Origin of the sequence: Flavobacterium cerinum (genome assembly GCF_024496085.1) — a bacterium.
GTDB lineage: Bacteria > Bacteroidota > Bacteroidia > Flavobacteriales > Flavobacteriaceae > Flavobacterium > Flavobacterium cerinum_A.
In genome coordinates, this window is sequence record NZ_CP101751.1 from 3,608,461 (window position 1) to 3,628,126 (window position 19,666).

The window sequence follows — 19,666 nt, forward strand, 5'->3', positions numbered from 1 at the left end:
GAAATTTTGAAATGATTACCGCCTTTTTTGACTGTCAATTCTAAAAGACATCGTTGTTTTTGTGCCGTTTTTTAAATCTGATTAAAGAAATATTGATTTTATTTGTGCAAAATACACCGATATGAAACGCATTCATTTGATTTTAGCTTTATGGCTGTTACTTGCAATTTCGACCTGGTTTCAAATGTTTGTTTACGAATATTTCGGAAAATATGACTACGGATTGACCGACTATCTGGTTCGACCGCTTGCCAGTATGGCTACCGGAATCGGGCTGTTCTTTTTGCTGATTTTACCGGTTTTTGACAAGACCTTACAATGGAATAAGTGGAGTCGTTTTTTGACATTAAGTGCATTAGGTCTGTTTTATTCCATTATTTTTATTTTAATCCTCCATCTTTTTCCGATTCTCTTTTATGATAATCCTTCTGACTATAAAAAGAGTATTTTTGGCTTTTTTGTAGCCGATTTTCATAACGTACTGAAGAACTATCTGTTTCAGATTGCCGTTTTATTTGTTTTTGAATATGTCCGGAAAGAAACCAATTCGATAACAAGGCAAAAGGATCTCGAAATCGAATTGAACCGTACAAAATTGCAATTGCTAAAAAGCCAGTTACAACCGCATTTTTTATTTAATGCGCTGAATAGCGTCGTTGCCGAAATAGATATCAAACCGGCTAAAGCTCAGGATATGCTAATCAACATCAGTGACGTTTTACGGGTAACACTTGACAGTGATTTTATGGAACCGGTTACGTTAGCGGAAGAGTTAACGATTATAGAAAAGTATCTTTCTATTGAGAAAAACAGATACGAAGATCAGTTGATTTATCAAATAGCCGTTTCTGACAAGGCGCTACAATTAAAAGTTCCGAAGCTAATTTTACAGGCTATCGTAGAAAACGCCATCAAACACGGATTCAGAGGAATGGAAACAGCTCTCACAATAAAAATTGAAGCCTCATTTGAACAAAAAGTCATTTATATTAAAAACAACGGTTCAAAACTAAACCGAAAACCGGATTTCGGAACCGGACTAACTAATGTTTCAGAACGTTTAAAGATATTTACCGGACAAGAGAATGCCTTCGAAATTTATCAGGATGATCAATGGATTATTAATAAAATCAGTTTAAAATGAAACCTCTTAATGTTTTAGCTATTGATGATGAAATGCCTGCCTTAAGGCGTTTAATAAGTATGGTTGAAAATCATCCGAATCTTACGTTAGTGGAAACGGCAAGAAGTTCCGTGGAAGCTCAGGAGAAAATTATCCGAACGAATCCGGAGTTGCTTTTGATGGATATCGAGCTAAAAGATGCAACTGCTTTTGACTTGTTAACCCGTGTAAAAGATAGTTTTAAAGGCGATATCATTTTTTGTACGGCATTCGACAAATATGCATTGAAAGCTTTTGATTTTCATGCGGTCGATTATCTATTGAAACCGTATTCGCAAGAACGCTTTAATGCTGCAATTGAACGGATTATCAAGAAAGAGCAAAAAACGGATCTGGATCAGTTAATTGCGCTGTTAAAACGATCTGAATCGCATAATAGAACATTGATCATTCCAGATGGAAATAAGAATTACTTTCTTGATAATGAAAAGCTGTATTATATTATAGCCGAAGGTTATTATGCAAATTTTATTTTGGAAAATGAGAAAAAGATGATCCGGATTTCACTTAAAAAACTGGAAGAATTACTTCCGGAAAACTTTATCCGGATAAACAAATCCGTTATCATCAATAAAAACTTTATTACGGAATTGATTGTACACAAAACAACATCGAGAATCAAAATGCGGGATAAAAATGAGTTTTTAGTATCCGGGAAAATAACGGAAAAAATCCAACTGTGATTCGCTTCAATTTCCGTTTACACTTCCACTAATAAACAATTATTCCATAACGGGACTTTTAAACCGCATCCGGATTAAAAAAACCACCCGCATACATTCTAAAAAATTCCTTTTTATAGACTTCTCCCAGTGGTATTTCGTTGTCACCCATAAATATTGTATGATGATCAAATGAGTCAATCTGTTCTTTGTTTATCACATACGATTTACTCACACGAAGAAACATATCCTGCGGAATCTTTTGGTGAATTGTTTTTAAATTCATTGCCGTGATCAACTTTTGATTTTTGGTATAGATCACGACATAATCTTTCAATCCTTCTATAAATCGGATATCCGGAAAATTAATCCTGTAAAATCTTCTGTCCGATTTGATGATTAAATGCTGTTCCGTATTGCCTTCAATGGTATTCTTTTCCGTTTCATCAGAAAGCAGTTTTTTATACGTTTTGGCTTTCCGAATGGCTTTCTCCAAGCGGATTTTGTCGACTGGCTTTAAAAGATAATCGATAGCATCAAGTTCGTAGCTTTTTAAGGCATAAGTAGGATAAGCCGTTGTAAATATAGTCAAGGTATGACTTTGTAATTGCGTAGCAAATTCCAGTCCGTTTACCATTGGCATTTCGATATCCAGAAATACCAGATCAACATCATTTGTTTTGATAAATTCCAAAGCTTTTGGCGCATTCGGAAACATCCCGATTACTTTCAGGTCGGAAACTTCCTGAACAAGTACCAGCATTTCTTCTCTGGCAAGAGGTTCATCATCTACTATGATACAGTTCATATCGGTATTGTTAAGTTAACAACATATTCCATGTCGTTTGAATTGATTTCTAATGTATAATTTTCAGCATAGAGCAATTCAAGTCGTCTTTTGATATTCGGTAGTCCTAAACCATTATTTTTCGGCCCTCCGGGAATATAATGCGGGTCTTTTGAATTGGTACAAACAAAATGAAGCCGGTCTCCTACTATTTCTATCCCGATGGCAACGGTCGATTCTGCACCGGCGAGGTTTACACTATGTTTTACAGCATTCTCAACAAACGTGGTAAAGAGGTTCGGCGGCAAAAAAGTCGTATTCAGCGTTTGTATCGGAATCGTACTGTCAATACGCACCGATAGTTTGTCTCTTCGAAGTTTTTCCAGATCCAGAAAATTGGAAAGAAAATTAATTTCGGCCTTTAAGATGGTTTTTTCTTCGTTGTTTTCATAAAGTTGGTACCGCAAAAATTCCGATAGCTTCATAATGGCAAAAGTTGCTTTTTCCGGATTAGAACGCACAAGTGCTTTAATTCCATTGAGCATATTGAAAAGAAAATGAGGATTGATCTGATTGCGCAACTCATTCAGTTCCATAACCAGCGTCAAATGGTTTAATTCTGCAATCTTGCGGTTATCCTTAGTCCACCGCTGAAATAATTTTATGGTTGTCGTGGTCAATATAATGGGTACTAAAATAAAAACGCCTTCATAACCTCCTCCCCGATCTACGACCTCTTTAGCATCTGAAAATTTAAAATAGTCCATTACCATTCCTAAGATGTTCACACCGATAGTAATCACGAGTATAAGGAGTATCAGGTAAAGTAAATAGTGTTCCTTGAAAAAAAATCCCGGAACCAATATATACATATTGATATAGGACAAACTTACTAACATTATAAAAACGCAGATAAGTCGCTCATACTTATATAAGCCGTTATAATTCTGAAACCAATTGGAATAAAAAAGCATCAACAGTACGGTTACCAATAGAAAACCATGTCGTAACAACCGGTATTTATCATCTAAAAGGCATGCTATGATTTTTTTTTCTTTTGGTTCTCCGAAATCGTGTTTCATGTTCTTACACGCTATTTTTTTCCAAAGATAGATCAATAAATACCGGTTCTATTCAATTTTATACCAACTTGTTGCTCCGCTATACCAAACACCCCGTAATAAGGGAGTTGGTATAAAAACCAATCCGGTTGGTATAAAAAGAGAACCGCACCTTGTGTTTATCGATTCATTTGTGCCAAAATAATTCAAAAACCGATCTTTAAAATGAATATGAAAACGCAAAAAAAGGCTATCGCGTTCGGCTTATTATTGTTTTCACTCGCGGGTTTTTCTCAGACGGCAAAAGATAGTATTTCTAAGCAGGATAGTCTTACCAGAAAGGCTAAAGCTTATTTTGCCCGACAATTTGCTGTCGCCAGACCACTCAATCTGGAGTTTATCCATATGACTCCGTATCAATTCGCGCCAAAAGAAGGCGGTACATCTGTTCCGAAAAATACGGTCGATGGCTATTCCCAGATAAAAGCAAGTGTCAATTTTGATTTTATCAAAAAAAGAACCTGGTTACTGGGTTCAACGTTCGGCTATAAATACACCAACGGTTCATCAGAAATTATTAGTCCGTCAAGTCATCTTGAATTACCCAATACTACTCAGTTTCATTATCTTTACGGCTCACTTAATCTGACCTTTTTTTCCAGACTTTTCGGAAAAACCGTCATCTATACTTCCAACATAACGGTTGACGGAAGCGACCAACATTTCGAAAGAGCAACCGGTTTAATTACCGGTACCCTGATACTAAAGGCTACTGAAAGAACCCGTTTTATGGTAGGCGCAATTGTCAGTATCGACCCCACTTCCGAGATTCCGGTTATTCCTTCTGTTATTTTTGAACACCGTTTCGGTAATGGTTGGATGGCCGATATCCTGCTTCCGAAACAAGTAATGCTTCGCAAACATATCTTCAAAAAAGGGCGCTTATCTGCCGGAACAGAGCTCGACAGGACTTCATTTTATCTTTATAATATCAATCCGGAAAATACTTCCCAAAAATACGAATACCGCCAACTTGAATTGAATAACGGACTCGTTTACGAACATCTGATTACCGATCATGTTATCCTCACGGCAAGAACAGGGATGAAATGGATCGCTATTAGTCGGATTTTCGAAAAAAACGGGAATTTTAATGATCCCATCTATGAAACGAAAACAGATCCTGCGTTTTATTTTAACATCGGGATTTCCTTCAACCCTTTTATAAAGAAAAAAGTAAAATAACGATTCTTTTAGTCTGCATATATCATGATCAAAATATTCAGGACAAATGTTCAAACGGAATATCAGGTAGTTGAGATAACGAACCTACTCCTTCAGGAATTCCATAATTTCAAGATCAGTATCGATCTGGAAGATTGGGAAAAAATTTTAAGAGTTCAAGGAAACGGATTCAAAAGTGAGGATATTGAACGAATTGTAAGTGCTTATGGCTATCGATGTGAGGAACTTATATAATACCTTTTCATAATTCTGTATTTTGTATCCAAAACGGATCGGTTTACATCTTGACAATACAATAAGATACGTAATTAAAATGCTGTTTCTTTCCCATTCGGAATACTTTCATAAATATTATTATTTTTGAGTAACTAAACCTAAAACGAAATGAAAGTGAAAAGCACTTTTTATATGGCACTCGTTGTCGGAATGATGGTACTCCCCGTTTCTGCGCAAACAAAATCAAAATTCAAAAAGGACATTTCCAAAGTCGAATCCGGACTAATGCCGGCTGTTCGGTTTGAAGGTGAGCCTCTTTGGACTATAGACTCCCGAATGAAACATTACAATATTCCCGGAGTGAGTATTGCAGTGATCCAAAATTCTAAAGTCATCTGGAGTAAAACATATGGTTTAGCCGATATCGAATCGAAAACACCTATTACTTCCAAAACATTATTTCAGGCCGCCTCGATGAGCAAACCGGTAAGTGCATATGCAGCATTACAGGAAGTCGAAACCGGTAAATTAAATCCGGAAGCCGATGTAAATACTTATTTAAAATCCTGGAAAATTCCGGAAAACGATTTTACAAAAGATAAAAAAGTAACCCTTAAAAATATCCTGAGTCATACAGCCGGTTTAACGGCTCATGGTTTTATGGGATACGAAGTCGGACAACCACTTCCAACATTGGTACAGGTTTTAAACGGACAACCACCGGCCAATTCTACAGCTGTTTTTGTAAATAAATTGCCAGGAACTCCTTTTCGCTATTCCGGTGGTGGCTATACCGTTATGCAACAAATGCTAATCGATATTGAAGGAAAAGATTTCCCGACCATCATGAACGAAAAAGTGTTGGCACCGCTGAATATGAAAAACAGTACTTTTTCACAACCTTTATCGCAAGCGCAATCCCAATTAGCCGCTACAGCCTATTCTCAAAACGGTGTTAAAGTTCCGGGTAAATATCATATATATCCTGAAATGGCAGCTGCCGGCTTATGGACTACGGCCGAAGATCTTGCTCAATTTGTAATTGACATTCAAAATACGCTGAGCAATAAAAGTAATATCGTCGTTTCTCAAAAAATGGCAACGGCTTTTACCATTCCTTACATCGATTCGTTTATGGGATTGGGTATTTTTCTGGAAAACAATAACGGACAGGTTTATTTTAGCCATGGTGGCTGGAACGAAGGTTATTCCAGTAAATTCGTCGGTAGTAAAACCAATGGCAACGGAATTGTAGTTTTAACCAACACGAATAAACCTGAGTTTATTGAAGAACTGATTCGATCGGTTGCTGCTGTGTATCAATGGCCTGATTATAATACTCCGGTCAATACGATTGTACCGTTAACCGAACAGGATTTCCGCAATCATATCGGTCGGTATAAACGCGATAAATACGGTGTTATTACAATCTATCGTGATAAAGGAAAGCTAATGGCTATTACCAATGCTGAAGCTCCAAAAGAATTGATCAAAGTGGGAGAAAACACCTATGCTTTACGCAATCAGAACTATAAAATCAATTTTGCGAGCAACAATAAAACCGGAATTTACGAGCTTTTAGAAGTACTACCGGACGGCACTGTTCAATCGGAAAATCAAAGACTGAATGCCGATCAGAAAACACCTTTCGAACTAATCCAACAAGGTGATTTTGATAAAGGTGTAGCTGCTTATCAAAAGGCTAAAACCGATGATCCGAATCACGCCTTGCTTTCTGAAGATTATCTGAACAGAGTCGGTTATACCTTACTTGAACAAAAGGAATATACCAAAGCCATCGCTATTTTCCGTTTGAATATTGTACTGTATCCCAATAGTGAAAACGTATATGACAGCTTAGGAGAAGCTTTTCTATTAGATGGTCAAAAGGATAAAGCCAAACAGTATTATCAAAAAGTTCTGGAAATCAATCCTAAAAACGAAAATGCCGCAAAAATTTTAAAAACATTATAAAAGCAACAGCCTTCGTATTTCCGGAGGCTATTTTATTTTGTTTTTTATCAAATGTTAAATACATTCTGAAACCGAAACGCTAGTTTTACACCAAAAAAATGGCAGGAGAAACCAACTTAACTGTATTACTCGAAAACATGGAACCGGTTTTAAATCCGGGAGCGTATGTTTTCTGTAAAACGACTCATTTAAACCGAATTCCGGATATCGATCAACTGTTGTTTATTTTTAGAGAAACAGAAGCGATTACAATCGTTTTGGAAAAATCGATAGCTGATCAATGGAATCTGGAATACGATTATATTGCTTCCTGGATTACACTCAATATACATTCAGCACTGGAAGCTGTTGGATTAACCGCTGCTTTCGCTGATGCGCTAAAACAGGAAAACATAAGTTGTAATGTTGTAGCGGCGTATTTTCACGATCATATTTTTGTCAACCAAAACGATGCGGTTAAAGCCATTGAAGCGCTAAAAAAACTTAGCATTAAAAAGTGATCTCAATAAAAATCAGGCATTTAAAATCTCGACATTAAAAAAGAATTCGTCCATTAAAAAAGCGAGGTTCAACGACTCCATTTTTCTTTCATTGGCATGAATTTCCCAACTGAGCGTAATCTGATTTCCTGCTTTTTGTTGTACAATAAGTCTGGATTTTACGGCATACGCACTAAAAAGATCTTTACAACGGGTATGTCCGTCTTCACTTTTATCGAATGTAACATGAATGATCCGATGTTGGTTTATCCGATCTATTTTTTCTTGTAAATAAGTCAGTGTAGTCAGTACAATCAGTATCAGAGTACCGCCAAAGGCAGCGATTTGATAATGTCCGGCGCCGATTCCCATACTAATTGCCGCAACTGACCAAATCGTTGCAGCAGTCGTAATCCCGTTGATATGATTATCGGCTCGAAATATAACACCGGCACAGAGAAATCCCAAGCCGGTTACAATATTGGATGCAATTCGGTCGGGATTGGCCTCACCACCTATCATAACCGACATTACCGTAAAAAAGCAGGCGCCTATAGAAATCAGGATAGTGGTCCGAAAACCGGCTGCTTTTCCCCGGTATTCCCGCTCGGCTCCGATTATAGCGCCCCAGATAACCGCTATAATAAAACGCAACATAATTTCTATTTCAATCGTCATATGCGCTTGTTTTTATTGAATGATCATCTAATAAATAAGGTTTACACTTCCGAATAACATATTACATTATAAACACTTACCTGTAAATTTACTAAAAATAGTAATGCATTATTTACAAAAATATTCCGGAAACCGTTTTGCTTTTTTCTGGTTCTCATAGTATAAAATGAAAGAGTAAGGACTATAAAACAGCTAAAAATAAGAGTGCTTAACACTATTCAAAAAATGAATTGCTAAATTTGAAATAGCAACTGCTCGAAAATGAAGCATTGAAATAACTATTACCTTGATATGATACCTATGACTCAAAAAGAAATGGCGCAGGATTTTTTACAACTTGCAGCAAAAGGAAAGGCAAAAGAGGCTTTTCAATATTATATCGGAAGTGATTTTATTCATCATAATGCTTTTTTTAAAGGCGACGGCACAACTTTAATGCACGCAATGGACGAAAATGCCCGAAATAATCCGGATAAAGTTTTTGAAATTCAAAGAGCATTGGAGGACAATGATCTTGTTGCGGTACATTCCAGAGTACGCCAAACACCAGATGATACCGGTGCCGCTGTCATCCATATTTTTCGTTTCTATAATGATAAAATTGTAGAACTATGGGATTTCGGACAAGCTGTTCCGAATACTATGATAAATGAAAACGGAATGTTTTAATCACTAACTAACTTCCGGTTCTTTTTTTCCTTTCTTTCTCTATGCTCTTTAGTGATCTTGATGCCGTTTTTCCAATTCTTACTTACTCATTACTTCACCCTGAAAGCGAAACATCTATCGTAATATCTGTTATTTTTACTAATAATTCCGGGTAATGCTTTCTATCTTGACTCATTGAAAAAATATATCCTATAATTTAAAATTATCGCATCAAAAACAGAAATATACCCGCTATCTCTCCTTTAAAATTGATAAGTTTGCGTACTAAAAAAATATTTAGCTTTTTACTTACAAAAAAACCAAAATATCACACTAACAATCAATTATTTAAAACCAATCAACCATGAAAACCTTCTGGGCTATCTGTTTTATTTTAATCTCCTTTTTTGGTTTTAGCCAGGAAAAAATCAATGTGCTGCTTATCGGTACTTATCATTTTAATAATCCGGGACATGATGCCGTAAAAATGAAAGAACGAAATATCCTGACACCAGAAAGTCAGAAAGAATTGGAGCAGCTAACTGATTTGATCAAGAAAAAATTTAACCCGGATAAAGTTTTTGTTGAAAATGTTTATGCCAAGCGGGAAGGCTTAAACGATATGTATCAGAAGTACCTTAAAAACGAAAAAATGTATAATCCCGATACTTTAAAAAATGATTTCCGGAAGCGTTTTTACAGTGAAAATGAAATGTTTCAGTTGGGTTTTCGTCTGGCTAAAAAAGCCAAAAACAAGGCTATTTATTCGATTGATGATCGTCTGGAATTTCGCTACGACAAGGTGATGAAACGAGTTAAGGAAGATGAAAAACTAAACAAAAAATTCGAGGCTCTTTTATCGGAATCCGGTAAAAACATGAATGAGTGTATGACCCAACCTAACCTAAAAGAGGTACTAATCTGTTTGAACAATGAAGAACAGGCCAAACGAAACAAAGGATTTTATATCAACTTTGTCAATGCATTAGATCCCGAAGAGCGATTTGGTTCTACTTTAGTTGCCGACTGGTACAAAAGGAACTTGACTATGTATTCGTATTTCCAAAATCAGGTAGCTGATACCGATAAAAATGTGGTTATTCTGGTTGGAGTCGGACATTCCTCGATGCTGAAAGATTTTATTCTGCATGATGCCCGTTTTAATCTTATCGAATTTAAGGACTTATATAATTAATTGTCTGACTGAAAGATTCTCGTATCCCAATAAAAAAACCCGGTTATAAGCCGGGTTTTCTATTTTATTCTATTATGTTTTTACTCTTTTGTAAAGCGAAACGCTCCTCCTCTTTGTTTTAACAACATCGTTTTTTCAGTCGGATTAAACTCTAAAACAACTCCGGCTTTTTCAAACTTAAACTGATCTTTGGCAGCAGCTTCCAATGCGATTGTAGGTTGCCCGGGCGTTTGCAATTGAAGTACGCCGTTTTCTTTTACAACGGTCATTTTTACCGGAATTTCTGTCGACGCATAGGTTCCCAGATATTGATCCAGATCTTCAGGTTTTACGGTATAAGTTGTAAACTCCGGAATAGCAAAAGGCTCTTTAAAAATGGCTTGTAATGCGGTAAGCGCAATCGTATTATTACTGTAATTCGTTCCGTTTGATGTCATTGCAAAGGAGAAATCACCGTCACTATAATACGTAAATGTATTATTAAATCCATCGATATTTCCGGCATGTCCGTAACCGATTTTATCATTAAACGGCATTCGGAACAAACCTTTTCCGAATTTATCCTGAATGGTTTTCATCGCTTCTACACTTTCTTTTTTTAGTAATTTCCCTTTAAACAGCGCTTCGCTCAGTTTTAGCAAATCGCCGGGAGTTGAAACAATACCTCCGGCTCCCATCGGGATTGAAATATCCGTTTCCGGTCTGACCTTCCAATTTCCTTCATAATTATAGGATTTACATTCGTTATTCTGCGTATTGATTTTACCCCCTAAATAGGTATTCTTCATTCCAAGCGGTTGGGTAATCTCATTTTTTAATAGATCCGAATACTTTTTTTGGAAAGTTTTCTCTAAAATATATGTCAGCAATACATAATTGGAATTACAGTATTCTGCTTTAGTATCCGGTTCAAAATCAGTTCCGCCTTTTGCAATTCCGGCGACCATTTCTTTTTCGGTCATCGTTTTGGTATTCCAATCATAATAATCATCGTCATCCGTAAAATCATGTAGTCCGCTTCGATGACTTAACAATTGTCCGATTGTAATTTTACCCGCATTTGGAATTGTCGGGAAAAACATTTCAATTGTTTGATTTAATGTCAGCTTTTTATTTTCAATGGCTTTAAAAACCAAAATTGAGGTAAAAGTTTTAGAAATTGAACCGATTCGATATTTCGAGTTTTCATTGGCTTTTAATTTATTTTCGACATCCGCAAAGCCAACCGTTTTTGTATAGATTCGCTGTCCGTTTTGCGAAATAGCTACGCTCCCCATAAACTTATTATTCGCTTCTAATGTTTGAAAATACAAATCCAGTTTTTGTGTATCCATTTTTTGCGACCACGCCAATGCGGTAACAAAAAGGCCCAGTAAACAGGCCTTATAGTTCTTTTTCATAGTAATCTTTTTATTTTAAGGTTCTTTTTAATCGAAGTAATAAAGTAATCAGTACGTAGAAAATGACAGCCAATACAAGCATCAACGGGATAAATCCATTTCCTAACTGTTCATATTCGGTATGCGTAATTCCGTTATCGCGGTAATAACCCAGAATAAAAACAGTATCAGGTCGATAAAAGAAACCTACATTTTGCGGATCAACGAGTTTAGCGACAATTAAAAACAAGAAACTGAATAACATCAGATACAGAATCGCAAAAATCACATATGCTATTCCGTTACCGATATTCAAGGCCAATGCTTTAGCGACTTGCAACGGATTGAATGTACGGGTTGCTTCGTCTAATTTTTTCTCAGCCACCAATGGTTTTAAAAAGACTTCCGGTTGACCTAATTTTTCCAGGATATCCAATAATCGGGTTATTTCTTCCTGTCCGGTGTCAGAATCCGAGATCAGGCTTTCATAGATATGACTGTTGATTTCCAGTAAAACTTCCTGTTGGTTTTCATTATTCAATGCTTTTACAGCCTTTTGAATCCGGGCGATATAATCCAGGTAAATTCGTTTGGAATTCGGATCCCGGAAGGTTATTTCTTTAAACTTCATATTAAATTAAGCGTTGTATTGAGGCTGTCCCAATAGTTTTTCATTTCGTTTACAGTATGCATTCCCAGCTTGGTAATGGTATAATATTTCCGGGGAATGCCCGACTCCTGCTCTACCCATTTTGAAGCTACCAGTTCTTCTTTTTTTAATCGGTTCATCAGCGGATAAAGTGTTCCCTCTGCGATTTCGATTTGCGTTCTTTTTTTAATCTCATTGATTAAATCATACCCGTAGTATTCCTTTCCGTCTTTCAAAATACTAAGCACCAGGAAAGACAAAGTACCTTTCTTGAGTTGCGATATCCATTTGGTTGTAAAATCCTCATTCATAGGACAAATATAAAAACAAAACACATAGCATAACAAAGTATATAGTTAAAAAATATATTTAAAAAATCAAACAACTAATAATCAATAAATTAATTTAAAAATAAATTTCTCAGCAGTGTGATATAGATATAAAAAACTCCGACTAATTTACTAATCGGAGTTATAATAAAGGTTCAAAAATGGACTATTTTATCCTTTCTTGCTTTCTAAAATCGTACGGGCATTTTCATTTTCCGGATTTAATTCCAATGATTTTTTATATGCTTTTATTGCCTTTTTAGTTTGTCCGGTTAACATTAGTACTTCACCGTAGCTATCGTAAGTATTAAATCCTTTCGGATATAATTCGGTATTCAGTTTAAAGATCTTTAAAGCGTCTTCATTTTTGCCCGACTGTAACAATTCGTATCCGAAGGTATTCACACTTTCTTCACTGATATTGTATTCGGATTCTTTTCCTCTTTTAAATTCTTGCTTTATCAGTTTGATAGTCGGATCGACAGCCTTAGTTGTGTTATAATAAGACGGTATCGATTTCAGATTCATCGTTCTAATCTTTTCTTCCTGTTCGGCCAATGTTTCCACTTTATAATATTTACGTTGTGCGTCGGTAACTTTGGTCGGATCGATTTTATAACGTTCCCATTTGGCATCCGGTCCGTTCTTTTTGGTAAACTGCGTACCGTAAATCTGCGGTTCGCCTCTACGCATCAAATCACGATCGACAGCTGCAGCATACCACCATTTATTTAATGTTTCGTCAAGTTGTATGGCTTTTTCAAAACTTTTAACAGCCATAGCCGAATCGATTGTATCGCTACCATGTTGAAATACGATTCCGGCATTCAGATAGTCTTTAGCTGTTTTTACTTTTTCCTCTTTAAAAAGTTGAAATACCCGTTCCCGTCTGGCTTTGTCTTCTTTACTTAAAATATTCCAGTCGATGTTTTCACTTTTTCGGGCATTTTGATCATCATCAGCCATTTTCTGTAATTCCGGGTTATCCTGACTTTGTGAAAAAGCAGTTGCCGATAATAATAACAGCATAATTACCCCTAAACCCGTTTGTTTTGTGATGCGCAACGGCATTTTCAATAGTCGCATGTTTTCGATTTTTAATATTATGCAGCAAGTTTAGCTGTTTTATATTCGCTAAACTTGTAAAAATGGGACATTGTATTATTTTTCAAAATGCCAGAATGTATCTTGTTCTCCCAATAACGTTCCTTTATTAAAAAATTGTTTCGGAGAATGCTGTGTGAGTTTTTCAAATACTTTATTCAGATGTGCCTGATCACTAAAATTATATTCATGAGCCAATGCAGTAAAACTTTTATTATTATTGGCAAAAAGTTTATGCTCCATAACCTTTCTAAAAAGTACGATTTGCTGAAATTTCTTTAACGACACTCCAAAATGGGCTTTAAAAACCCGTACCAAATGCCGCCGACTCGTTTGAAGTTCCTGTGCCATGGCCTCAATTGAAAAATCCTCATAATGTTTAAAAATATAAGAAATCGAACGGGTTAAAATCGTATTTTCGAAAGGGATATGGCGCTCTGTAAGGTATTTATCCAGTAAATCCGTCAATACGGTTGTATCTTCGGTTTCGAAAAGGGATTGCATTTCACTTGCCGTAAAAAAATCATAATCTGTGATATAGCCTGAAAAATTACAGCGGTAAAATTGTTCGACTCCTAACGGATTAAACACAATAACAATTCGATGCAGTTCGCCGAGCTGCCGCACCTGCATCACATTTTCCCGGATGGGTGTAAACATTTGAAGCGGCTTAACCGTTTTATCGAAAACCATTGTTCCGTCTGGCATTCTCGTATGCGCCCGATAAAGAGAAATTACATTATTATAATGCGGAAAACAGGTAAATTCGGTTTTTATATTATCCGGTTTACTATCAATGTAATAATAATCGACATATTTTGCTATTACGGGATTTTTCGGCTTAAAGGTTTCAAAAACTGTTGTCATGATTCAAAACGAATCTATATTTATACTATTATTCCAATTTACCGTATTTTATTTCCAGGTTTTTTATCGTAGCGTCCATCAGTTCTTTTAACACCTCAACATCAATATCGGATAATTTTTTCACATAGATACAGCCTTTTCCCATTGTAAACTTTCCGAATTTTTCCAAGAGTGTTTTTTGTTCTTCCAATCCCATATAAACATATAGCGAAATAGCTGCTTTTCGCGGCGAAAAACCAACCAATAGCCAATCCCCTTCTTGCCGGCTTCTCTCCGATTTATAATGATAGCGCCCAAAACCGATTATCGAAGGTCCCCACATTTTAGGTTCACTTCCGGTAAAATCCTGCATAATTTTTACAAGGGCATAACTATCCTGTTTTTTCTGTTCGGTATTCGCAAAAGTATCGATAAAGGCATGAACATCCTCCTCTGTTTGTTTGGTTTTAATCGCAGCCATAATTCAGATTTTAATGATCAATAAAAGTTTTCAAAATTGAAATTATACAAAAATCGGCTATGAAATTACATCTTAACTAAAATTTATAGCAATCATTATTTTTTATTGGTTCCACTTAAATCTCCCGGATTACCTCATTTCTGTGCGTAATGCCCCATTGTGCCAAAATGGTAATAACCGGCTGAACCGTTTCGCCATAAGGAGTGAGCTCGTACATCACACTAACCGGTTGCGTACTGATAACGGTTCGCTTAATTAACTTATTGACTTCCATCTCTTTTAATTCGCGGCTTAACATTTTACCGGAGATACCGTTGACATCCTTTAAAATATCAGAATAGCGTTTTTTTCCGAATAAAAGAGAAGCTATGATCGAAATTTTCCATTTACCTCCTAGTACATACATTGCATCGTGTACGGCCATAATAGCTTTATTACAGGCCATTTGTGAGTGAATCGGTTGTTCCATAGTATGCTTGTTACCTCTGTGTTACTATTACTTTTTGTTTGTTAGTGACAAAAGTAAACAAGATATTCGGAACTTTGTCCTCTAAATCATTATATCATAAAGCTATGGAATTAATTGAAAGCCTTAACTGGCGTTATGCTACTAAAAAATTCAATACTGAAAAAGTAGCTCCGGATACCATCAATCAAATTGTAACCGCCATCAACTTATCGGCTTCTTCCACCGGATTACAGCCTTACCGTTTGTTTGTTATCGAAAACCAGGATCTGAAAAAAGAATTGGGAGAAGGTTCATTTAATACGCAAATTGCCAATTCTTCTCATTTGTTAGTCTTTGCCGCATTCGAGAAAATTACAACGGAACATATCGACGATTATATGAATCATATCTCAACTGTGCGTAGTATTCCGGTAGAAAATCTGGCCGATTTCAGAAACGCGATTATAAACGGCATCCTATCCCGAAGTGAGGAAGTCAACTTTCAATGGGCGGCAAGACAAGCTTATATCGGTTTAGGAACCGGAATGATTGCTGCTGCCGAATTACGGGTAGATGCTACGCCAATGGAAGGTTTTGATGCTGAAAAATTTGATCGTCTATTAGGTTTACCAGAAAAAGGACTGAAAAGTGTTGTGACTTTAGCTTTGGGTTACCGCGATACCGAAAACGATATTTTTGCCACCTTTAAAAAAGTACGCTTACCGGAGGACAAATTTGCTACAACTTTGGTCTAATTATTTTATACTTTCCCTTTTAAATCCCTGAAACAGGGATTTTTTATTTTATAGCCATTTGTATCCCAAACAGGTTATCGTCTTTTCATCTTTATTTTATACTTTTATCATAACCAATCTGATAACCTACTATTTACTATGACAAAAAAAGAGTTGACTCCGGCGGAAAAAAACGAATTGCTCCAAACTTTAAAAACCCGTTTTGAAAAACATACAAACCGACATAAAGACATTGAATGGTTGGCTGTAGTTACCAAACTGGAAGCAAATCCGGAAAAAATAGGATCCTTATATGAAATGGAAAGAACAGGCGGAGAACCGGATGTTGTGGGTTTGGATCCGCAAACAGGCGACTATCTTTTTTACGATTGTGCACCGGAAACACCAAAAGGACGGAGAAGTATCTGTTATGATCGCGAAGCACTGGACTCGCGTAAAGAACATAAACCGGAAAACACAGCTCTTGATATGGCAGCCGCTATGGGAATTGAGATTCTGAATGAAACGGAATATCGCAACCTGCAAAAATTAGGAAAATTTGACACCAAAACATCCAGCTGGCTCCTTACACCTCCGCCCATACGAAAACTAGGTGGTGCTATTTTTGCCGATTTCCGTTATGATACTATTTTTATTTATCACAACGGTGCTTCTTCTTATTATGCCGTAAGAGGATTTCGAGGTTCGTTACGCGTTTAATTGTATTGTCATATGAAATTAAAGTGGTTATTTTTGATGCTAATCTGTCTGTCCGGTTTGCTGATACAGGCACAACCGGTTTCTAATTATTCGCAATACACCGGTTACGGACAACTTAACCGGGAAACCCTTTTAATTTTAAGGCAGTTTAAACAAAACGATCAGCTACAATTTCTGACCGTGAATCCAAACACTTTAGAAACCCGCGTTGTTCCCGCAAAAACAATAGCAGCACAAAGGCTTAGTTGGGAAGCTTTAAAAAAACAATTTAGCAATACACCTTATATCAAAGCCATTCAATTTGCGCAATTGCAGTCTTTTTCGTTACAAGATGCGGGAATTATTCACGGTTATCCGAAAGAAAAAGGAATTACACTCACCATTGATCTTTGTCCGTCTCATAAACCATTAGATCGTCAGGTTTTTACCGATCTGTTTACCGCATTCGGAGACATCGAAAAACCGGTTCCGGTAGCGCTTTCTCTTTCCGGTCATTTTCTGCTCAATCATATCGCTGATATTAACTGGCTACAACAACTGGAACGGGAAAACAGCATCCGAATTACCTGGATCAACCATACCTATAGTCATTTTTATGATCCGAAAGTTCCGTTACAAGACAACTTTCTACTAAAACCCGGCACTAATATTGATCGTGAAGTATTACAAAATGAGATTGCCATGCTGGAACAAGGACTACTTCCTTCCGTATTTTTTCGCTTTCCCGGGTTAGTTTCCGATAATAAAGTTGTAAACATAATAACCGGTTACGGATTAATCCCCATTGGCAGTGATGCCTGGCTTGCCAAAGGACAACCGGCAATTTCCGGCGGTATTGTCCTGATACATGGTAACGGCAATGAACCCGTTGGCGTTGCTGATTTTATACGATTATTGAAAACCGAAAAAAATGCTGTATTAGAAAAACAGTGGTTACTATACGATCTTCGTTATAGTATCGGATCCGAGTTTAAAAATTAGCTATCAATCTGATTATCCGGTTCTCCTTTTTTATATCTTAGCTGCATCAGAATTGTTTTATAAAATATTTTTTCCGGTTCAGATTGTATTCTGAACATATGGACTCCATAGGAGTCCCGGTATTTTATTATCTAATTTTATAAAGCAATTACTATGAAAACTATAAAAATAGCCGTGATAGGCGGCACCGGTAAATCCGGAAAATATCTGGTACAACAACTACTTCAAAAAGGATATTCCATTAGATTATTACTCCGGAATCCGGAACATTTCGAAATCAAAAGTCCGCTTATTGAAATCGTAAAAGGGGATGCACGGGATTATGAATCGGTATTTTTGGCATTACAAAATTGCGATTGTGTATTGAGTATGTTAGGTCAGCCAAAAGGAGAAAGTTCCATTTTCAGTACTGCTACTTCCCATATTATCAAAGCGATGCAACAACTCGGTTTACCCCGATATATCGTTACTACAGGACTAAATGTCAACACAGAAATAGATTCAAAAAGCGAAAAAGTACAAATCGCAACAAATTGGATGTACGAACATTATCCAGAAACGACAAATGACAAACAAAAAGAATACGAAATACTATCAAAAAGCGAATTAAACTGGACAATGGTTCGGCTTCCGTTAATCCGACAAACAAACGATTCTTTCCCGTATCAGACATCTTTAACCGATTGTTCAGGTGATTTTATCAGTGCTACGGATCTCGCCGACTTTGTTATTCGGGAAATGCAAGAAGGTCATTTTATAAAAAAAGCCCCTTTCCTGTATAATTTCTAAAATTAATCACAAGAGCCTCAATCGAGGCTCTTATCTTATAATACGTTCTTTTTTAAATTGTTACATATATTTCAATGTTTTTATTTAGTTTTGTTACATACCCGTATCTACTAAACCTTAACAAATGAAATTATTCCGGAATCCGAAAAAAACAGAATCCCTCTTGGAAGACATCAATTATGAAATCCAAAATTCGAAAAATGAAAGTGCCAAAAAACGCTTAACCGAAGTCGGCATCAACACTGTTGATGAATTGGGGCGAAACGCCTTAATATGGGCTTGCTCTGTTGAAAACATGGACATGATAACCTGGTTGGTTGAAAACAACGCCAATATTGATCATCAGGATCGAAACGGTTATTCCGCGTTGCATTTTATTGCATTGGAACGAAACGAAAAAGCAGCTGCTTATTTGCTATCCAAAAACGCACAAACGGAACTTAAAGATTGTCACGGGAACACGCCCCTTTGGGCCGCTGTGATGAATGCAAAAGATGATCTTTCGGTTGTAGAATTATTATTAAAAAACAATGCGAATCTGAATAATGTAAATATCGCCAATAGAACTCCGAGAGAAATCGCCGAAAAAATATTGGGTCTTGAATTTCAAAAACTCATAAAACGATTAAATCTTGAATAAATTTGCCTTTATTATTGTTACTGAATATATGACGAAAAACTTTTCTCCTAATATAAATCGTACTCTCTTTAAAGAACATCTATTAAAAATACAGGATAACGAAGGGAATAATACGCTTGTTGTTACAACATTGTCCAAGCGATTAGAGTCCGCATCCCAACTGAGTTTTTTTGATCAGTTTACTGAAATTTGCAACGATTATAATATCGCTTTTCGATTTAGTCAATCGGATACTTCTTATAAAATCAGCATTCTGGTTAATGGCTCCGAATCTCAAACATTCACTTATCAGGATATTGAAAAAGATATAACCGTCTTACTAGCCAATGCTTTATATGAAGAACTCGCAATTCAGATTTTAAATAAAGTATTTATACAAAACGTTGAGAATGGAATTGGAGATTAAGTCATATTACAACGTTTATAGTCAGGGGAATT

Annotated in this window: 24 protein-coding genes; 14 read left to right on the plus strand and 10 right to left on the minus strand. The window is 36.3% G+C overall.

The features are described from left to right. Positions 1 to 121: 121 nt before the first annotated feature. Positions 122 to 1,144, plus strand: a complete 1,023-nt coding sequence (locus NOX80_RS16245; RefSeq protein WP_256550853.1) for a sensor histidine kinase — start codon at positions 122 to 124, stop codon at positions 1,142 to 1,144. Then, positions 1,141 to 1,866, plus strand: a complete 726-nt coding sequence (locus NOX80_RS16250; protein WP_256550854.1) for a LytR/AlgR family response regulator transcription factor — start codon at positions 1,141 to 1,143, stop codon at positions 1,864 to 1,866. Before NOX80_RS16245 ends, NOX80_RS16250 begins: the two co-directional genes overlap by 4 nt. A gap of 58 nt (positions 1,867 to 1,924) precedes the next feature. Here NOX80_RS16250 and NOX80_RS16255 read toward each other — a convergent pair whose 3' ends face one another. After that, a complete protein-coding gene (locus NOX80_RS16255) occupies positions 1,925 to 2,653 on the minus strand; it encodes a LytR/AlgR family response regulator transcription factor (RefSeq protein ID WP_256550855.1) in 729 nt (242 codons plus the stop codon). Next, the gene (locus NOX80_RS16260) at positions 2,650 to 3,714 is read right to left on the minus strand and encodes a sensor histidine kinase (protein WP_256550856.1); all 1,065 of its coding nucleotides are present in this window, start codon (positions 3,712 to 3,714) and stop codon (positions 2,650 to 2,652) included. The genes NOX80_RS16255 and NOX80_RS16260 overlap by 4 nt, the downstream gene beginning before the upstream one ends. A gap of 210 nt (positions 3,715 to 3,924) precedes the next feature. On the opposite strand from NOX80_RS16260, the gene NOX80_RS16265 reads away from it, so the two are divergent. From NOX80_RS16265 to NOX80_RS16280, 4 genes are all read left to right on the plus strand, one after another. Next, positions 3,925 to 4,938 carry a hypothetical protein gene (locus NOX80_RS16265; RefSeq protein WP_256550857.1) on the plus strand — a complete coding sequence of 338 codons (1,014 nt, stop codon included), beginning with the start codon at positions 3,925 to 3,927 and terminating at the stop codon, positions 4,936 to 4,938. 24 nt (positions 4,939 to 4,962) lie between these two features. Then, positions 4,963 to 5,172 carry a hypothetical protein gene (locus NOX80_RS16270; protein WP_256550858.1) on the plus strand — a complete coding sequence of 70 codons (210 nt, stop codon included), beginning with the start codon at positions 4,963 to 4,965 and terminating at the stop codon, positions 5,170 to 5,172. Positions 5,173 to 5,322: 150 nt separating this feature from the next. Next, positions 5,323 to 7,128 carry a beta-lactamase family protein gene (locus tag NOX80_RS16275; RefSeq protein ID WP_256550859.1) on the plus strand — a complete coding sequence of 602 codons (1,806 nt, stop codon included), beginning with the start codon at positions 5,323 to 5,325 and terminating at the stop codon, positions 7,126 to 7,128. 98 nt (positions 7,129 to 7,226) lie between these two features. Continuing rightward, positions 7,227 to 7,628: an ACT domain-containing protein gene (locus tag NOX80_RS16280; RefSeq protein ID WP_256550860.1), complete on the plus strand. Its 402-nt coding sequence runs from the start codon at positions 7,227 to 7,229 to the stop codon at positions 7,626 to 7,628. 12 nt (positions 7,629 to 7,640) lie between these two features. On the opposite strand, the gene NOX80_RS16285 is transcribed toward NOX80_RS16280, so the two are convergent. Continuing rightward, positions 7,641 to 8,285: an MgtC/SapB family protein gene (locus NOX80_RS16285; protein ID WP_256550861.1), complete on the minus strand. Its 645-nt coding sequence runs from the start codon at positions 8,283 to 8,285 to the stop codon at positions 7,641 to 7,643. Positions 8,286 to 8,585: 300 nt separating this feature from the next. Between NOX80_RS16285 and NOX80_RS16290 the strand changes: the two genes are divergently transcribed. Continuing rightward, on the plus strand, positions 8,586 to 8,954 hold the full coding sequence (locus NOX80_RS16290; RefSeq protein ID WP_256550862.1) for a nuclear transport factor 2 family protein: 369 nt from the start codon (positions 8,586 to 8,588) through the stop codon (positions 8,952 to 8,954). Between the two features lie 343 nt (positions 8,955 to 9,297). Further along, entirely contained in the window at positions 9,298 to 10,128 is an 831-nt protein-coding gene (locus tag NOX80_RS16295; RefSeq protein ID WP_256550863.1) for a DUF5694 domain-containing protein, read from the plus strand. Between the two features lie 80 nt (positions 10,129 to 10,208). Here NOX80_RS16295 and NOX80_RS16300 read toward each other — a convergent pair whose 3' ends face one another. The 7 genes from NOX80_RS16300 to NOX80_RS16330 all read right to left on the minus strand — a co-directional run bounded on the left by NOX80_RS16300 (position 10,209) and on the right by NOX80_RS16330 (position 15,385). Then, positions 10,209 to 11,528 (minus strand): serine hydrolase domain-containing protein, encoded by a 1,320-nt coding sequence (locus NOX80_RS16300; RefSeq protein WP_256550864.1) that lies wholly within the window; start codon positions 11,526 to 11,528, stop codon positions 10,209 to 10,211. A gap of 10 nt (positions 11,529 to 11,538) precedes the next feature. Beyond that, positions 11,539 to 12,138: a DUF1700 domain-containing protein gene (locus tag NOX80_RS16305; RefSeq protein WP_256550865.1), complete on the minus strand. Its 600-nt coding sequence runs from the start codon at positions 12,136 to 12,138 to the stop codon at positions 11,539 to 11,541. Then, positions 12,135 to 12,467 carry a PadR family transcriptional regulator gene (locus NOX80_RS16310; RefSeq protein ID WP_256550866.1) on the minus strand — a complete coding sequence of 111 codons (333 nt, stop codon included), beginning with the start codon at positions 12,465 to 12,467 and terminating at the stop codon, positions 12,135 to 12,137. The genes NOX80_RS16305 and NOX80_RS16310 overlap by 4 nt, the downstream gene beginning before the upstream one ends. 189 nt (positions 12,468 to 12,656) lie before the next feature. Then, on the minus strand, positions 12,657 to 13,571 hold the full coding sequence (locus NOX80_RS16315) for a tetratricopeptide repeat protein (RefSeq protein ID WP_256550867.1): 915 nt from the start codon (positions 13,569 to 13,571) through the stop codon (positions 12,657 to 12,659). Between the two features lie 75 nt (positions 13,572 to 13,646). Then, a complete protein-coding gene (locus tag NOX80_RS16320) occupies positions 13,647 to 14,456 on the minus strand; it encodes a helix-turn-helix domain-containing protein (RefSeq protein WP_256550868.1) in 810 nt (269 codons plus the stop codon). A 28-nt stretch (positions 14,457 to 14,484) separates the two neighbouring features. Beyond that, positions 14,485 to 14,916: a DUF1801 domain-containing protein gene (locus tag NOX80_RS16325; RefSeq protein WP_256550869.1), complete on the minus strand. Its 432-nt coding sequence runs from the start codon at positions 14,914 to 14,916 to the stop codon at positions 14,485 to 14,487. A gap of 115 nt (positions 14,917 to 15,031) precedes the next feature. Next, positions 15,032 to 15,385, minus strand: coding sequence for a winged helix-turn-helix transcriptional regulator (locus NOX80_RS16330; RefSeq protein WP_256550870.1), 354 nt, complete (start codon positions 15,383 to 15,385; stop codon positions 15,032 to 15,034). A 104-nt stretch (positions 15,386 to 15,489) separates the two neighbouring features. On the opposite strand from NOX80_RS16330, the gene NOX80_RS16335 reads away from it, so the two are divergent. From NOX80_RS16335 to NOX80_RS16360, 6 genes are all read left to right on the plus strand, one after another. After that, complete coding sequence (locus NOX80_RS16335) at positions 15,490 to 16,119, plus strand: NAD(P)H-dependent oxidoreductase (protein ID WP_256550871.1); 630 nt, start codon at positions 15,490 to 15,492, stop codon at positions 16,117 to 16,119. A 138-nt stretch (positions 16,120 to 16,257) separates the two neighbouring features. Next, complete coding sequence (locus NOX80_RS16340; protein WP_256550872.1) at positions 16,258 to 16,818, plus strand: DUF4256 domain-containing protein; 561 nt, start codon at positions 16,258 to 16,260, stop codon at positions 16,816 to 16,818. Positions 16,819 to 16,854: 36 nt separating this feature from the next. After that, entirely contained in the window at positions 16,855 to 17,799 is a 945-nt protein-coding gene (locus NOX80_RS16345) for a polysaccharide deacetylase family protein (RefSeq protein ID WP_256550873.1), read from the plus strand. Positions 17,800 to 17,952: 153 nt separating this feature from the next. Then, entirely contained in the window at positions 17,953 to 18,588 is a 636-nt protein-coding gene (locus NOX80_RS16350; protein WP_256550874.1) for an NAD(P)-dependent oxidoreductase, read from the plus strand. Positions 18,589 to 18,712: 124 nt separating this feature from the next. Further along, the gene (locus NOX80_RS16355; protein ID WP_256550875.1) at positions 18,713 to 19,228 is read left to right on the plus strand and encodes an ankyrin repeat domain-containing protein; all 516 of its coding nucleotides are present in this window, start codon (positions 18,713 to 18,715) and stop codon (positions 19,226 to 19,228) included. Continuing rightward, complete coding sequence (locus tag NOX80_RS16360) at positions 19,221 to 19,634, plus strand: hypothetical protein (RefSeq protein WP_256550876.1); 414 nt, start codon at positions 19,221 to 19,223, stop codon at positions 19,632 to 19,634. The genes NOX80_RS16355 and NOX80_RS16360 overlap by 8 nt, the downstream gene beginning before the upstream one ends. Positions 19,635 to 19,666: the final 32 nt, after the last annotated feature.

Bases quoted from the DNA above. Each gene is read 5' to 3' on its own strand.
- NOX80_RS16280 (WP_256550860.1), top strand. From the start codon at position 7,227: ATGGCAGGAGAAACCAACTTAACTGTATTACTCGAAAACATGGAACCG.
- NOX80_RS16340 (WP_256550872.1), top strand. From the start codon at position 16,258: ATGACAAAAAAAGAGTTGACTCCGGCGGAAAAAAACGAATTGCTCCAA.
- NOX80_RS16270 (WP_256550858.1), top strand. From the start codon at position 4,963: ATGATCAAAATATTCAGGACAAATGTTCAAACGGAATATCAGGTAGTT.
- NOX80_RS16325 (WP_256550869.1), bottom strand. From the start codon at position 14,916: ATGGCTGCGATTAAAACCAAACAAACAGAGGAGGATGTTCATGCCTTT.
- NOX80_RS16245 (WP_256550853.1), top strand. From the start codon at position 122: ATGAAACGCATTCATTTGATTTTAGCTTTATGGCTGTTACTTGCAATT.
- NOX80_RS16350 (WP_256550874.1), top strand. From the start codon at position 17,953: ATGAAAACTATAAAAATAGCCGTGATAGGCGGCACCGGTAAATCCGGA.
- NOX80_RS16275 (WP_256550859.1), top strand. From the start codon at position 5,323: ATGAAAGTGAAAAGCACTTTTTATATGGCACTCGTTGTCGGAATGATG.
- NOX80_RS16265 (WP_256550857.1), top strand. From the start codon at position 3,925: ATGAAAACGCAAAAAAAGGCTATCGCGTTCGGCTTATTATTGTTTTCA.
- NOX80_RS16255 (WP_256550855.1), bottom strand. From the start codon at position 2,653: ATGAACTGTATCATAGTAGATGATGAACCTCTTGCCAGAGAAGAAATG.
- NOX80_RS16320 (WP_256550868.1), bottom strand. From the start codon at position 14,456: ATGACAACAGTTTTTGAAACCTTTAAGCCGAAAAATCCCGTAATAGCA.
- NOX80_RS16310 (WP_256550866.1), bottom strand. From the start codon at position 12,467: ATGAATGAGGATTTTACAACCAAATGGATATCGCAACTCAAGAAAGGT.
- NOX80_RS16335 (WP_256550871.1), top strand. From the start codon at position 15,490: ATGGAATTAATTGAAAGCCTTAACTGGCGTTATGCTACTAAAAAATTC.
- NOX80_RS16355 (WP_256550875.1), top strand. From the start codon at position 18,713: ATGAAATTATTCCGGAATCCGAAAAAAACAGAATCCCTCTTGGAAGAC.
- NOX80_RS16330 (WP_256550870.1), bottom strand. From the start codon at position 15,385: ATGGAACAACCGATTCACTCACAAATGGCCTGTAATAAAGCTATTATG.
- NOX80_RS16345 (WP_256550873.1), top strand. From the start codon at position 16,855: ATGCTAATCTGTCTGTCCGGTTTGCTGATACAGGCACAACCGGTTTCT.
- NOX80_RS16305 (WP_256550865.1), bottom strand. From the start codon at position 12,138: ATGAAGTTTAAAGAAATAACCTTCCGGGATCCGAATTCCAAACGAATT.
- NOX80_RS16300 (WP_256550864.1), bottom strand. From the start codon at position 11,528: ATGAAAAAGAACTATAAGGCCTGTTTACTGGGCCTTTTTGTTACCGCA.
- NOX80_RS16260 (WP_256550856.1), bottom strand. From the start codon at position 3,714: ATGAAACACGATTTCGGAGAACCAAAAGAAAAAAAAATCATAGCATGC.
- NOX80_RS16250 (WP_256550854.1), top strand. From the start codon at position 1,141: ATGAAACCTCTTAATGTTTTAGCTATTGATGATGAAATGCCTGCCTTA.
- NOX80_RS16290 (WP_256550862.1), top strand. From the start codon at position 8,586: ATGACTCAAAAAGAAATGGCGCAGGATTTTTTACAACTTGCAGCAAAA.
- NOX80_RS16315 (WP_256550867.1), bottom strand. From the start codon at position 13,571: ATGCGACTATTGAAAATGCCGTTGCGCATCACAAAACAAACGGGTTTA.
- NOX80_RS16295 (WP_256550863.1), top strand. From the start codon at position 9,298: ATGAAAACCTTCTGGGCTATCTGTTTTATTTTAATCTCCTTTTTTGGT.
- NOX80_RS16285 (WP_256550861.1), bottom strand. From the start codon at position 8,285: ATGACGATTGAAATAGAAATTATGTTGCGTTTTATTATAGCGGTTATC.